We start from the raw sequence: 14822 nt of genomic DNA, 5'->3' as shown, positions 1-14822 counted from the left end.
CTATAATGAAAACAAAAACTTTCGTTAAAATCACCTCAATTATAACCCTCTCCCTTCTTCTCTTTTCCTGTACTCCCCAAACGCCGTATCTTACCGAAGAAGAAAGCAAAACCGGATCACAAAATACATCCGGTAAATTTAAGTATTTTGATAACGGAGATTCAAGCACAGGGGTAGTACAACTGTCGATGTCACCCTGGGCTATTGCAGACAAGAATTATGTATATACACAATGGGTGAACCAAAATGACGGAAAATTAATGAGATATGACATTAAAACACGAACAATGAAAAATGCCTGTGCAGATCCGGTTTGCACACATGATTCTGAAAAATGCCCGCTATACTATATGCAATCTCCAATAAGTTTTGCACATGATGGAATTATAGGAATTTCCATGAGAGATCCGACAGTTAACTACAGCTTCAGACGCATATTTTACACATATGATACGAATACGAACAGCTTGCGTCAGATATATACAACAGAATTAGCAACTGTATTTTACGAATCTGATGAGTATTATTTTGTTTTAGATATGCTGCTTAAAGAAGGCGGAGACGAGAAAAATTACGATAGCGACTACGAGCGTTTTTGATTAGAATACGCAAATCTGATCTCAAGACAGAAAATCTCGGTAAATGTGATGATCAATTAGCATTGGTAAGTAAAGATAAACTATTTTTCTGTACAAATACAAACAAAGTATATTATACTGATTTAGAAATGAATAATGGAGTTGAAATAATAAAAGAAGGAAGAGAAACAGTATGTGATTTAAAGCTTTACGGTGATGATGAGTTATTTTATATTGTAGTTCCGCAGAGTGGCGAAAATTTAATATTCAACGGCAGGAAGCTTTATAAAATTAATATTAAAACAAAAGAAAACATGCTTTTGACTGAAAATCTCTCCGAATACTATTTAACAAACAATTATGTTTATTATCAGCCTTATTCGAATGAAGAAACCGGCGCATTTCGTATTGATGAACAAACAGGAGAGAAGACACCAATAATTATTCATTTGTCAGGCGAAATTTTCAGATGCGATCATAATGGAGAAAATAAAGAACTCGTATTTAAAAGCAACACTGTTTATTTTTCGCAAATGATCGTCGAAAACAATTATATATTCGGAGGTACGATTATTTTTGATAGAGAAAACACGAAGCTTCTTGATATCCATAAACTTATCTGCCTTGATATACACAATAAAGAATGGTGGTATATAGAAAATAAATGATTCGGAGGAATAAAACATGAAACTGTTGGGTTACGAAATCAAAAAGCTTCTCGGATTTCATTACATATGGATAATAATTGCCGTTCTTTTCATCGCGAACGCGGCGCTATGTCTTTATGTCGCTGAGAAGGCGGAAATCTATAATCCACCTGCCGACATTATGGCGCAAATATACGCGGATTATATCAAGGATAAAGACGCGTTTTCGAAGTATCGTGATTCGCTTCAAGAATTAAGCGATGAACAAGCTCGGCTTATTTTTGAAGCTACGCATAACGGGATTCTTGATTACGAACCGCCTGTGCTGCCAAGCAAATATTACCCTTTGGAAATGCGCGGGATAAACAAAAACATGGATGACCTCATGCTGATGAATATTTGCCTCGCGGATCGTGATTATGTGTTAACATTTAAATCTCAGCTTAAAAAGCTAAGCGATGATGCTCTGTCTGACCGCGATGAGTTTATCACGAACGGAATATCTCCTGACAGCTTCATTTGCCGATATCAGCAAAATACAGCTCAGATTTATTCTGATATTGCCGAAAAAACACGTATCGGATTTGAGTATAATCACGGATATAAGAATTTCTTTAAGTACTATGAGGTAAATATCTTTATTTTCTTCTCAATTATTGCGCTTTGCGGTGCTTTCTTTATCGGTGAAAAAAACAACGGTTTTATTTTTATTTTAAAATCATCGAAGTACGGGCGAGGTAAAACAGCGGCGGCAAAGCTTTACGCGCTTGCGGTATGTGTGTTTTTAATTGTTCTAATATTTACTGCATCAAGCTTTATAATTTTTGGAGCGGTTATCGGTTATTCTGATATTTTCAATGCTGTTCAATCGGTTGACGGCTTTATGCTTATGCCGTTAAATACTTCGATCGCAGGATATATTGCAATATTTTTATGTATAAAAACGCTGTCATATATCGCGTTTTCATTACTTATATTAATAATATCCGCGTTTACAAAAAGCTATACAGTTTATTATGCCGCTTCACTCGGTTTGTTTGGATTGAATTTTGCACTTTATATAATGAAATTTCTAAATTACTCATCTCCTCTGCACCTGCTAAATCTGTTTTCTCTTTCAACTGTAGTTCCGGTTACAGAACAATATGGTAATTTTAACTTTTTTGGTTTCGGCATGAATTATATAATATCATCGCTTGTGTTTATGATGCTGATTATTATTACTTCGTCCGCTATATGCGTGAAATGTTATTCCGACAGACCGGTAGCGATTGAAAACGGATTACTCGGATTTCAAAAAGCATTTTCCGGTGTAAAAGAATCTGTAAAAAGAAAGAATCTAAAATCACATGAGAGCTGTAGGCCAAGAAGCTACTCGCTTTCACTTATATCAGCGGAGCTTTATAAAGCAGTATTTAACAATCGCAGGCTGATAGTGCTTATATTATTCATAATTGTAAAAATATATATTTCATATATTTCGCTTTCACCGGTAACAGGATACAATAATGCGATATATAAGGATTATATGAGTTCATTCGAAGGTGTCTTGTCTGATAAAAACCATGCAATGATAACAAATGAACGCGCACGCATCGGCGGCATTATTGAAAACAACGATAAAATGATAAGTGGTTTTGAAGCCGGTAAAGTATCTTTCAATGATTATGATGCTTACAGGAAAGAGTATAACGATGCTTGCATTAAAAACAATGTTTTTGAAAGCGTAGAAGAATATGAAAAGTATCTATCGAAGGAGAAAGAAAATACGGGAATAACCGGATGGATTTTATATGATTCTGATTGGAATAAATTCTTTTCACAGGGATTTGATATTGTTCTTTTTGCTCTGTTGTGTGTTTTGCTTGCTGGAAGCTTTGCGGATGAATATAATGCGTCGTCCGGCAAAGGGAGTGTCGGCGGTTTCGCTCAGATAATGCACGCGACAAAAAATGGTCGGAATAATACATTCCGAGCCAAGCTTATAGCCGCCGGAATATCGGGATTCATACTTGCCCTAATATACTGTGCGATCGACACCGCATTTGCGTTTTCGCGAATGTCAATACCGGCTGGGAACGCTCCGCTCATTTCCTTAAGAATTTTTGATAGTTTTAATTATGATATTTCAATATACAGGTATCTGGCAGTCTTTTTTGCATTCAAATTATTTGCGTATACCGTCCTTTCTTTGGCGATTGTCTGCGTTTCTGCGCTTACGAGAAAAATCATTCCCGCACTTACCGCAGTAACCGCGGTATGTCTGTTCCCTGCTTTGATATTGAATTTCGGACTTGGTATTTTCAAATATATAGATTATAGCTCCTTTATGGGAGTTACTGAGATGTCGGTTTTCTCGGCAAAGCTTGATATATTGGGCGATTTTGGCTATATCTGCGTTTTTGCCGCCGCCGCGCTCACCATCTGCGTGATATTGATATTTTCCGCAAAGAAACGGTTTGTAAAGGATTGATAGTGATTAAAACACAAAACAATGTATTGATTCGCCTTACAAAAGGCTCATTTATTACCGAAACTATCTGCAAGTACTGCATGCTTTGATATTCAGCAGCAGATTATGGAATGGAAAAATTCTAAAAAGCAGAAAACTCGGTTAATAAACCTATATATTTTTCACTAAGCAAAGGAGAACATATGAATCTTTCAATCAACAACATATCAAAAGCTTATGGTACGAACAAGGCTCTTTCAGGTTTCACCGCACAATTCGAGCCTGGTATTTACGCTCTGCTCGGACCGAACGGAAGCGGAAAATCAACGCTTATGAACATAATTACCGATAATTTAAAGGCTGATACCGGTGAAATTTCATTTGACGGAGAAAATACGCTGAAAATGGGTGTCCGCTTTCGCGAAAAGCTGGGCTTTATGCCTCAATATCCCGGAATGTATCCTAATTTTTCGATAGAACGCTTTATGTGGTACATTGCGGCACTTAAGGGCATTAAAAATGAAGAAGCTAAGAAGCAAATACCAGAGTTGCTCTCCGCCGTAGAGCTTGACGATGTGCCGCGCAGAAAAATTGGCGCGCTTTCCGGCGGCATGAAGCAGCGGCTTGCGCTTGCGCAGGCATTGCTCGGAAATCCCGCAATACTTATTCTCGACGAACCGACCGCAGGGCTTGACCCGAAGCAAAGAATTGCGATCCGAAATTACATTTCACGCATCGCGTTTGATAAGATCGTAATTATAGCGACTCATGTTGTTTCGGATATTGAATATATTGCCCGCAGCATAATAATGCTAAAAAAAGGCGTTATTATTAACAATGCCTCACCGCATGAACTTGTGCGTAAAATCGAGGGCATTGTTTGGAATGTTCCCTGCTCAGAAGCGGACGTCCCTGAGCTTCAGCAAAAATTTCGTGTGACAAACATTGTCAAGACCGAGGATGATCAGATGTCTGTTTCTTTGCGTGTGCTTTCAGAAAATAAACCGTCCGAATCCGCTTTTTGCGTAACACCGACATTGGAAGATTATTATCTGTATGTTTTCGGTGAGCAAACTAGCGTTGATTATCTCCGTCAGAATGTTGCCGCGGAAGCTGACTAATATTATTAAAACTGCACTACGTTTATTATACAAAGGCGTTCAAAATCATCATTAATCTTAAGGAGTATAATAAAATTAAAAAAGTAATAGTTCTTTTAATGGGAGTTATATTACTCTTAACATCATGCAAAGCGATAAACATCGAAAATAATTCTAAATCTATTACAAGCAGCAATTCTGATAACTTGTATGAATCTAATAATTCAATTGAAGAACCCCCGATTTATTATCCTGAAGAATTTAAAACGATCGAAGAATTAAAAAGATCATTTTTTGCCATATGTTCGGAAGAAAAAATTAAAGAAATAGAGGAAGATGAGAATAACAATAATAAAGGAGTTTTCCGTGCTTTTATATATAGTAGAACAACAGACAATAAACTAAATGTTCCTTTTTACAAAGGAGCTCCAATAACTCTTCGAAACAAAGAAGGTTTACCCATCATTTCAGTGTTCCCATATGAAAAATATAATAAACCTTGGATTTGGTATCAATGTACAGAAAAAAATACTGATTTCATTATTAAGACTATGTATATTGATGACAGCGTGATACTTAATGAAATATCATCTCATGACATTTCATGGTCTATTAATCGGATATGGCCCGGTGCACCTAATGTAAACAACTATTCTGATTATCCTATTTTTAAAAAAATATACATTAAAGAATATGAATTAAATGATAGGAAAGTAAGCGCCTTGGTTACTGAATTTAATGACGATCCTCGTTTGTATGTTGAATTTATTTATGATGATATGTTAGTGAGCATACAAAGCAAACCTGAACTTTTAACACCTGAATTTATGGCGGATTTAAGTTTTGCATCTGTTTCTTTGTCCCCGAAAGAATAATCCCATGAAACAACTGAACAAATAAAAACGTCCGAACAAATAATAACGACTGAACAGAGCGAAAATCCATCTTCGGATTACATAATAACGGATGACGGTACGCTTGTTGCATATAACGGCACCAATCCGGTTCTTACTATTCCCAAAACAGTCAAATCAATTATTGATTATTATGGAGATGAAGACTGCGAAAGCTATATACAAAAGATAAGCGCTTTTGAGGTTGAGACCGGAAATGAGTATTTCAAAGCGGTTGACGGCGTGTTGTTTGATATTACCGGAGAAACACTTATGTACTATCCTCAAATGAAACTTGATACCATCTTCATTTATGGAATTCTTTATTAGATTTACTTCCTTTTGAAGTTCATCTATGTATGGATATAAACCGCATCTGCACAGCCACTCTACTGTTTCAAGCTTTGTATAATGTATGCCCTATTTATCATATACAATAGTAAAACCCTCCGCAAAACAACCAACAGTACCCAATACATGACCAACCCATGAAGCCGCACCAAGCCCAATTACTTTCGGCTTGTCTGTTCTCATTAATTTTTGTATGGAATCAGCTAATATTTTTATGTTTTCTTTTGTTTTCCATGAATTTGTATGAGTTAAAATATCCAAGTGATAACGGCACGGCCACTTTTCAAAATTGTTAAATACTCGGTATTTACTGCTTTTTATAGTACTCTTTTCACCCTCGACACCGATTTACAAGCCGAAATTATCCGCCATATCTCACCACCTCCTCGTTAAACTGGGCATGAAAAAGGCACTCCCGAAAGAGTGCCTTTCAAACCAGCTATCTTATGAGAATTATTATTTTTTATCTACAAACTTTTTAATTTCAGATAAATACAGTTCATATTTTAAGTTAGTGTGTTCTGTATATTTTCCAATCAACTTTTGATTAACCCAAGTCTCAGTACGAGTAGGATTCTGAGAGAAATAAATGTCTCCTCGATCAAAAATAAATCTGTACCAGCAATTTTCTTTTTCAAGAATTAAAACAACATTTCCGAAACAATTGGCATCGTAAAAATAGTAGGAAAGTTTATATGGAGATTCGTTCACTATATTTCCAATATTGGATTTCAAATCGATCCCCTCATCAATCCCGTTAATATCATCTTGTTTTTTTGTATTTCTCATACAAAATGCAAATAAATCAAATAGAAATTTATTCATTAATAACTATGCCTGCAATTTCACTTAAATCATTGATCTCAATTTCCTCTATTTTTACAAATGGGCAATATCCGTTCCATTGACCGGAATATGGATAATACCATTTAAAAGATATTATTGAACGCAAATCCTTAGAAACAAGGAAATAATAATTACTCTAGAAATTATTATTATCTATGTTTACATATACTTCTGATTCAAAGTTTTTCTTGCTTTCTTTTTTCTGAGTATCAGACAAAAAAGGAAAAACTTTTTTTATGGCTTCTTCTGGAGTACATTCAACCCAAAACGAATCGATCTTTTCATTACACCAATTTCCGTTTGTATATTTACAGCCAGGCCAATATAATCCTATTTTCATTTAATTACTCCAAAATTACGTTCTTTCTATACACAGTTATAAAGTTTTCGCAAAAATGATATGGTAATTACCAGTCAAATTCTTGGATAGCCTCAATAACTATTTGCTTAATTTTTAACAAATCATTTTTTTCATATAACTTTTCCATAACTTCATACACCTCATCTACGTCTCCCCACGCTCAGCCTCTTGAATTTCAGGACTGTCTCCGTCTTTAAGCCAGCTTTCGTCAGAGCTTCCCCATCTCGAAATACCTTTTGTTGCATGCCGATATAATGAATATTCATTGCTTGGCACAAAAAATATATTCCTCTTAAATGTCCATGTTTCGGTGATCTTGAATTCCTTATATGCAGCGATATCCAACTGTTCTGCTTTAAAATCTTTTTCCTGTTTCAAAGCACCATATATTGGTTTAGATATATTGTGGGATTAGGGTCATATTGCAATCCGCATATGTCCGATACTATATCCTCTATGCTTTTAGAACTTTTTTCGAGCAGGTGCTGACTATCAAGAATTATATTTCGTAAAAGATTTATGTTTATAATAGTATCACTCATAGACACCTCATATGAACTTATGATGAAAGTCGTTTGTTTTGATTATTCCGGCCTTGGCTTGTTTGGCAATGGTTTTCCGTTTTCGTCTCTGTTTATGGGAGTTGCTTTTAAATGGAAATTAATACATCTGTCGGCGCACGGAATATCCATTTCATACTTTTCCTTTAAGCCTCTGTGTGTAAAGTCACCGCCGCATCTGATAACCTCGCACCATGTGTATAACTGTGCCATTGTTTTCGGGCACATTCCGGCAGGGCATTCGTACGAAAAGACAAATTTATCTCCTTCTTCTAACCCAAGTCTGCAGTGCCCGGCTTTTCCTTGAGTAACTGTTAATTCAAATCCCCAATCCTCGGTAATCCATTTTTTCATATTTAACCTCCTGTTACATAAATAATCTGCAGTTAAACTATCTCACAAGTTTCTGTTTGTCAATCATAATAATATAAAGCATATCATAATTTTCCAAATAAATCAAGTAATATCAGATACCACTTGACATTATTTAATCTATATACCACTCCCGTTTCCGCTTCACCATTCCGTTAAACTGCTTATATACGTTTCGTGGATGGTTGAAGGTTGACGTTGTATAGTATGCTTCCACAGCTTAGCACCATAATGTACTATCTTGCATATTTCGAGATAATGAAGTATAATAACCTCAATCATATCTTGAGGTGGTTCATAATGGATTACTTAACTGTTAAAGAAGCTGGGATAAAATGGGGCATTTCAAGCCGGATGGTTAATTATTACTGCGTAGCGGGGCGCGTTTTTGGTGCGGTAAAAAAAGGGAATCTTTGGCTCGTTCCTATAGATGCGGATAAACCGGCTGATTGCCGGACTCGGGGAGGCAGGAAAAGTGACAGTACTAAAAAGTAAGAGGCAAAAACACGCTTTCAACCCCGTTTTGATCACTGTTGTGATTATTGCCTCCGCAACTGGTATTGGCTGGGCCTTCCGTTCTTTTGGTTTTCCGGAAACGAATATTGTTATTGTTTATCTCTTCTCTATCCTCATGATTGCCAGGTTGACGCGTGGATACTCTTATGGAATCGTTGCATCAGTAGTTGCGACTTTGGCGTTTAACTATTTTTTCACAAAACCGTACTACACGCTTTCTGTCAATGATCCGACTTATCTCATTACTTTTGCTGTTATGACGATTACTGCCTTCGTCACTAGTACCCTAACCTCAAAAGTCAAGCAGAATGCTTTGGAGGCGCAGGAGAAAGAAACAGAAACAAGTTCCCTGTTTCATCTTACAAACCGGCTGACGGATGCCGCCGATATATCCGATATAGCCAATATTACTACAGACGCAATCAGCAGTATTATGAGTTGCCGGGCCGCCTGTCTGTGCTTTGATGAAGGCGGTCAACCTGAGCAGAACTTTGTTCAGCAACAAAGCGAAGGAAAACAAGTCCGGCGTAAGTTGGACAACACTGCCGAACTTAGGTACCGAATAGAGGGTCTGCGGACAGCTTATGATATTAATGATGAGTTTTACGACTGGCCAATTTACGGAAGAAATGCGATCCTGGGCGTGTTGCGAATTCCAAAGGAAACCGCCGTTTCCATGAACGAGCCGCAGAAACGCCTCTTACGATCTATGATAGAAAGTACAGCGCTTGCAATGGACCGTTTTCGCAGTGCACAGGAGCAGTTGAAATCCAGAGAGGAAACCATACAGGAGCGATACCGCAGCAATCTTTTACGTGCGATTTCCCACGATCTTCGCACACCTCTCGCCGGAATTATGGGTACGGCGGAAATAATGATGGATATGACTTGTGTAGACGACCCGAGGTATTCACTTGCGCAGGGAATTCAAAAAGATGCTGATTGGCTTCATTCGCTGGTCGAGAACATTTTAAGTCTTACCCGCTTACAGGACGGAAAGCTGATTCTTGCCAAGCAACCAGAAGCGGTAGAAGAAGTAATCGGCGGTGCGGTAGGACATATTGCCAAGCTTTACCCTGAATATGATATTGCGGTCAATATCCCCGAAGAAATAATGATCGTGCCTATGGACGCAAAACTGATCGAGCAAGTATTTATCAATTTGCTGGATAACGCTATTAAGCACTCTGCTCCGGAGCGTGAGATAAGTATTTCAGCAGCTAAAGATGACCATTCGGCTGTATTTACTGTTGCTGATCGAGGATGTGGAATCCCTGCATCTGAATTACCAAATATTTTCAAGATGTTTTACACTACCCGCTCCGGAGGAGGCGACGCGCAACGGGGTGTGGGTTTAGGTCTCACAATCTGCGAAGCGATCATCAGTGCTCACGGCGGTACAATAGTAGGCCGCAATCGCACTGATGGGCAGGGGACTGAATTTGTCTTTTCGCTGCCGATTGAGGTATAAAACATGGATAGTAGAACTGAAAAAATCTTGATTGTCGAGGACGATTCACAGATTAGAAATTTTATAACATATTCTCTGAAGCAGGAGGGTTTTCCATATACGACGACTGGAACAGCGCAGGGAGCGCTTTCAACGCTTGTCTCCGGACAGATTGATCTGATGCTGCTGGATCTAGGTTTGCCGGATTTCGACGGGATGGAGGTTATTAAAAAAGTTCGCGAATGGTCGGAAATGCCGATCATTGTTGTTTCCGCCCGTGATCAGGACAAGGAAAAGGCGTTGGCGTTGGACAGCGGAGCCGACGACTATTTGACGAAACCTTTTTCTGCTACCGAACTGATGGCTCGTATCAGGGTTGCACTCCGTCACCTGCATAAAGCGGTTGGCCTTAAGCAACAAACAAGCATTTCCGTAGGTGAGCTGAAAATAGATTTGGAAAAGCATCTTGTTTATTTGAGCAATGCCGAGCTGCACACAACGCCGATGGAATATATTCTTCTTTCTTTATTTTTCCGTAACCTCGGTAAAGTGCTGACAACAAAATACATTATTAACGAGGTTTATGGTGTAGGATATGGATCAGATACACAGGCGCTTCGTACACTGATGGCAGGTCTGAGGCGCAAGATCGAAAAGAACCCCGCAAAGCCACGATACATTTTAACTGAAATCGGTGTTGGATACCGGCTCTCAGATATATAAAACAAAACTGAATCATAAAAAAGGACCGCTTCAATCGTTCGAAGCGGTCCTTTTTACATTCTCACAGCATTCTCACAAAAAATTCCGACCTCTCACACCGTGCTCACAGCTTTCCTGCTACTATAATCATGTAAAGTCCACCTACTTAAAGGAGGCATATAGCAATGGAACGGTATGATTTATCTAAGAGCTCAGAGGAACTGAGCACACTCAGCAAAACGGTAAGAGAGCTTATCGGTAAACAGGACTATCGAAAATGTGAAGACCTCATTTGCAGCGCTATTGGTAAATACCCTCATGCACCTGAGCCGCATAATCTAATCGGCATTCTATTGGAAAAAACAGGTGACCATCTTGCTGCTATGAAACATTTTAGGGCTGCTTGGGCACTTGATCCCACTTACATACCAGCCCGGCAAAATCTTGATTGTTATGGAACGTTCTTTTCAAACGGTAAATGCGCTTATGATGAAAGCGATTACTCTGTTGAAGAGGATGAAGAAAGAAAGAAATATGAAATTGAATATGACAAGCACGGCATCGGACATATTGTAAGAAAGGACTAAATATGAAAATGTTTTTTGATAGAAGCTCAAATGAAAAATACATAATCATTATAGGCTGCGGAAGATTAGGGGCAAATCTGGCTAATACACTCTCTGACAACGGTGGAAATGTTCTGATTGTCGATAAGGACAAAGAATCTTTTCGAAAGCTCTCTCCTTCTTTTGGAGGAATCACTTTAGCCGCAGACGCTACTGATCTTGATGTTCTTCAGGAAGCACAGTTCGGGAAGGCTGATGTTGTAGTTGCAGTAACGAATAATGACAATGTAAACATTATGGCAGCACAAATTGCGCGAGAACAGTTTCAGATACAACGCGTAATTGCAAGGCTTTATGATCCTGACAGAGAATATGTGTATCGTGAATTTGGCATCGATACGATCTGTCCAGCCGTTCTGTCTGTAAAGGAGATCAATAAAATATTGTCTGAAACAGGTATTACAGAAGACAATTCTCAGGAGGCAACACAATGAAAACGAACGTACTACTTGTCGGAGGAAGAAGCAAAGCAAAATCCCTTGCAACATCCCTACTTAAAAAAGGTTACAAAGTTACTGTGATTAATGATACATATGAGGACTGTTTAAAACTGGCTGAAATTGATAACCTTAACGTTATTAACGGTGACGGTACAAAACCGTTTGTATTGGAGGATGCCAATGCAGGTGATGCAGACATTGCGATTGCATTGACATCAAAGGATGAAGAAAACCTAGTGATATGTGAACTATGTAAAAAAAAGTTTAAGGTGAAGAAAACTGTTGCTTTGGTTTCTGATCCTAAAAAAACGGATTTTTTCTACAAAATGGGTATCGACAGCGTTGTATGCGCAATTTCCGTAATAACAGGTATCATTGAGCAGCAAGCATTTGTAGATAAAATTGCAAACCTTGTGCCTATTGGAGAGGGGCGGGTTAGTATTGCTGAGGTACCGATTCCCGGCACAGCGCCTGTCGTGGGTAAAAAGCTCTGGGAAATCGACCTTCCGAAACAAGTCATTATAGGATGCATATTGAGAGGCGATATTACTTTGGTGCCCAGAGGAGATACACGTATTCTTGCAGGAGATATGCTAATAATTATTTCTTCCGACAAGCAGGAATTGGCAGCAATCAAGGAACTGACGGGACGGTGATTGGCTTGATTAACAAATTCATAAATCGCAGCAATATAGGAAAGCTAATGTTGTTAATAGGGTTGCTGGTTGCGGCACCGTTAATTGTCCTGCCATTTTACGCTGAAGACAGGATACATACATTATCTTTTGTTATACCGGCTCTCGGTTCTATTATTGCAGGTACCATCACCTGTCTGATTGGAAAAAAAGAGGTTTCAACATTTGAATGGCGATCTTCTATGCAACGCGGCAGTCTTACTGTGCTTTTCGCATGGGGCTGGGGTATTTTGATCGGATCGCTGCCCTTTGTCATCAGCGGCCAACTCACATTTATTCAAGCGCTTTTTGAAGCTGTTAGCGGATGGACAACCACCGGTCTTTCCGTTATGGATATATCGGAGACTCCGCATATATTCCTGTTCCACCGGAGCTTTATGCAGTTCTGCGGCGGCCTTGGCTTTGTGATGATGATGGTGATGCTCGTTCAGGATAAGCACTCTATGAACCTGTATAATGCAGAAGGGCATCCCGATAAACTCATGCCCAACTTGAAAAAGACAGCGCAGACGATATGTCTGATGTATAATGGCTTTCTTGTAGTCGGTACGACAGCATACACCATCGCAGGTATGAAGTTATTTGATGCGGTTAACCACACAATGTGCGCGTTATCAACCGGTGGATTTTCAACCAAGCTAAACAGCATCGGAGAGTATAATAGTTTTACAATTGAAATCATTACATTTGTTTTGATGCTAATTGGTACAACGAATTTTGTAGTTCTTTTGCTTCTTACAAGAAGGAAATGGCGGCAGGTCATCCGGGTCAGCGAAGTTAGGTTCATGCTCCTCTTGCTCCTGATTTTTGTTCCTATCACCGCACTGTCACTGATCAGCGGGCTCAACATGGGCACTGGTGAAGGATTCCGACACGCTATGTTTGACATTTCTTCCGCATTATCCACAACCGGGTATTCTACTATGGGCTATACTACATGGCCTCCACTGGCAATAGGCATTCTGATTTTGATGATGCTCGTTGGCGGTGGAATGGGCTCGACAGCCGGTGGCATAAAGCTTACCCGCATTTATCTCATGTTACGCATCACTATACAGAACATACGAAAACGTCTCGTACCGCCAAGAAGCGTCGATGCGCCATATTATGTAAGAGCGCAGGGAAAAACGCTTATCGATACTTCACTGGCGATGGATACAACCGGCTTTGTGACGTGCTATTTAGGTCTCTTCATTCTAGGCACGTTACTCATTACTGTAACTGCTGGTTGTTCCCTGATTGAGGCGATGTTTGAGTTTGCCTCCGCTTTGGGTACTGTCGGATTGTCCATCGGCCTTACCACCCCTACAACCGGATCAGCTACATTAATCGTAGAAATGTTCGGCATGTTATTAGGTAGACTTGAAATTTTCATTGTATTGATAGGAATATATTCTGGAGTCTCTGTATTGAGACAAAGTATAAAAAAATAATTTGGTTATCGTTAGGAATACACTTGGACAAATGCGTTTCGATTGGTGTTTACACCCCTCACATAGAACAAACGGGAAAAGCTAAGGGTGTGTACAAAGCAAATGTAACAAACGGAAACGCGGCAAGTGTGTGCATTTTGTATAAAACTCGTGTTCTTCTCCAAAACGCTTTACAGTCGATTATTTGACAAAAGAGCTGCGTGTCAATAACGGTGAGGTGCCGCAACCTTTTTCTTGTTTTGTATATGTTCGTTGTAGTGATAGGCCTTCTTCCTTTTTATTTAAATTGCATAAATTCTTAAAAAGTCTGCCAAAAAACGTTTCATATTTTGCCGCAACAAAGGAAAATGAACTGGTTTTTCTTAAAATGCCACAGATGGAAATACCTAAAGTACGAATGCAAATGGAAGACCCTTTAAACATCCCCGTCCATCTATTCCGGTGGTAACAGTAAAAGAGATTGCAGGAAATGAGCAAATTCCATGGGAAATGACCTCTCTTGCTCAGGGTACAAAAGGACCTATTTGTACATATACAAAATGTATTCGCTGCCTCTCCTGCGAAAGCACGACGCAATACGCTAACTATATTGCTTCGGCAGAATGGATCTGGATTTACATTCGCAGATACAGTGACGGGAAAATCAAATATTTTATCAGTAATACCCCTGAAAATATTGATAGAAGTACTTTAGACAGGCTTGCGACTTTACGGTGGTCAATCGAGCAGTGCTTTCAGGAGTGTAAAAGCTATCTTGGTATGACACATTATGAAACGAGAACCTTTCAGGCATGGCCACA

Annotated in this window: 17 protein-coding genes; 12 read left to right on the top strand and 5 right to left on the bottom strand. The window is 38.9% G+C overall.

From position 1 onward, the window contains the following. The first annotated feature begins 5 nt into the window (after positions 1 to 5). The 5 genes from VB118_02170 (at position 6) to VB118_02150 (ending at position 5652) form a co-directional block, all read left to right on the top strand. Entirely contained in the window at positions 6 to 599 is a 594-nt protein-coding gene (locus tag VB118_02170; protein ID MEA4831408.1) for a hypothetical protein, read from the top strand. Then, a complete protein-coding gene (locus VB118_02165; protein ID MEA4831407.1) occupies positions 596 to 1246 on the top strand; it encodes a hypothetical protein in 651 nt (216 codons plus the stop codon). The genes VB118_02170 and VB118_02165 overlap by 4 nt, the downstream gene beginning before the upstream one ends. Before the next feature lie 16 nt (positions 1247 to 1262). Next, positions 1263 to 3698: a hypothetical protein gene (locus VB118_02160; GenBank protein MEA4831406.1), complete on the top strand. Its 2436-nt coding sequence runs from the start codon at positions 1263 to 1265 to the stop codon at positions 3696 to 3698. A 182-nt stretch (positions 3699 to 3880) separates the two neighbouring features. Beyond that, the gene (locus VB118_02155; protein ID MEA4831405.1) at positions 3881 to 4798 is read left to right on the top strand and encodes an ATP-binding cassette domain-containing protein; all 918 of its coding nucleotides are present in this window, start codon (positions 3881 to 3883) and stop codon (positions 4796 to 4798) included. 98 nt (positions 4799 to 4896) lie between these two features. After that, positions 4897 to 5652 (top strand): hypothetical protein, encoded by a 756-nt coding sequence (locus VB118_02150; protein ID MEA4831404.1) that lies wholly within the window; start codon positions 4897 to 4899, stop codon positions 5650 to 5652. Between the two features lie 825 nt (positions 5653 to 6477). On the opposite strand, the gene VB118_02145 is transcribed toward VB118_02150, so the two are convergent. The 5 genes from VB118_02145 to VB118_02125 all read right to left on the bottom strand — a co-directional run bounded on the left by VB118_02145 (position 6478) and on the right by VB118_02125 (position 8142). After that, positions 6478 to 6846: a hypothetical protein gene (locus VB118_02145; protein ID MEA4831403.1), complete on the bottom strand. Its 369-nt coding sequence runs from the start codon at positions 6844 to 6846 to the stop codon at positions 6478 to 6480. A gap of 157 nt (positions 6847 to 7003) precedes the next feature. Further along, positions 7004 to 7207 (bottom strand): hypothetical protein, encoded by a 204-nt coding sequence (locus tag VB118_02140; GenBank protein ID MEA4831402.1) that lies wholly within the window; start codon positions 7205 to 7207, stop codon positions 7004 to 7006. A 165-nt stretch (positions 7208 to 7372) separates the two neighbouring features. After that, positions 7373 to 7606, bottom strand: a complete 234-nt coding sequence (locus VB118_02135) for a hypothetical protein (protein MEA4831401.1) — start codon at positions 7604 to 7606, stop codon at positions 7373 to 7375. Further along, the gene (locus tag VB118_02130; protein MEA4831400.1) at positions 7603 to 7770 is read right to left on the bottom strand and encodes a hypothetical protein; all 168 of its coding nucleotides are present in this window, start codon (positions 7768 to 7770) and stop codon (positions 7603 to 7605) included. The genes VB118_02135 and VB118_02130 overlap by 4 nt, the downstream gene beginning before the upstream one ends. A 42-nt stretch (positions 7771 to 7812) precedes the next feature. Further along, positions 7813 to 8142, bottom strand: a complete 330-nt coding sequence (locus VB118_02125) for a TIGR04076 family protein (protein ID MEA4831399.1) — start codon at positions 8140 to 8142, stop codon at positions 7813 to 7815. A gap of 318 nt (positions 8143 to 8460) precedes the next feature. Here VB118_02125 and VB118_02120 point away from each other — a divergent pair, with 318 nt between their 5' ends. From VB118_02120 to VB118_02090, 7 genes are all read left to right on the top strand, one after another. Continuing rightward, positions 8461 to 8655 (top strand): DNA-binding protein, encoded by a 195-nt coding sequence (locus tag VB118_02120; protein MEA4831398.1) that lies wholly within the window; start codon positions 8461 to 8463, stop codon positions 8653 to 8655. Then, complete coding sequence (locus VB118_02115; GenBank protein ID MEA4831397.1) at positions 8636 to 10147, top strand: DUF4118 domain-containing protein; 1512 nt, start codon at positions 8636 to 8638, stop codon at positions 10145 to 10147. Before VB118_02120 ends, VB118_02115 begins: the two co-directional genes overlap by 20 nt. A 3-nt stretch (positions 10148 to 10150) precedes the next feature. Continuing rightward, positions 10151 to 10849 carry a response regulator transcription factor gene (locus VB118_02110; GenBank protein MEA4831396.1) on the top strand — a complete coding sequence of 233 codons (699 nt, stop codon included), beginning with the start codon at positions 10151 to 10153 and terminating at the stop codon, positions 10847 to 10849. Between the two features lie 164 nt (positions 10850 to 11013). Then, on the top strand, positions 11014 to 11415 hold the full coding sequence (locus VB118_02105) for a hypothetical protein (protein MEA4831395.1): 402 nt from the start codon (positions 11014 to 11016) through the stop codon (positions 11413 to 11415). Positions 11416 to 11417: 2 nt separating this feature from the next. Next, a complete protein-coding gene (locus VB118_02100) occupies positions 11418 to 11888 on the top strand; it encodes a TrkA family potassium uptake protein (protein MEA4831394.1) in 471 nt (156 codons plus the stop codon). Next, entirely contained in the window at positions 11885 to 12550 is a 666-nt protein-coding gene (locus tag VB118_02095; GenBank protein ID MEA4831393.1) for an NAD-binding protein, read from the top strand. Before VB118_02100 ends, VB118_02095 begins: the two co-directional genes overlap by 4 nt. A gap of 221 nt (positions 12551 to 12771) precedes the next feature. Then, positions 12772 to 14022 (top strand): potassium transporter TrkG, encoded by a 1251-nt coding sequence (locus tag VB118_02090; protein ID MEA4831392.1) that lies wholly within the window; start codon positions 12772 to 12774, stop codon positions 14020 to 14022. Positions 14023 to 14822: the final 800 nt, after the last annotated feature.

The sequence above is a fragment of the Oscillospiraceae bacterium genome, assembly GCA_034925865.1.
In the GTDB taxonomy this organism is placed as follows: domain Bacteria; phylum Bacillota; class Clostridia; order Oscillospirales; family SIG627; genus SIG704.
The sequence above is the reverse complement of the archived record's forward strand: the minus strand, read 5'-3'. Positions and strand labels throughout refer to the sequence as shown.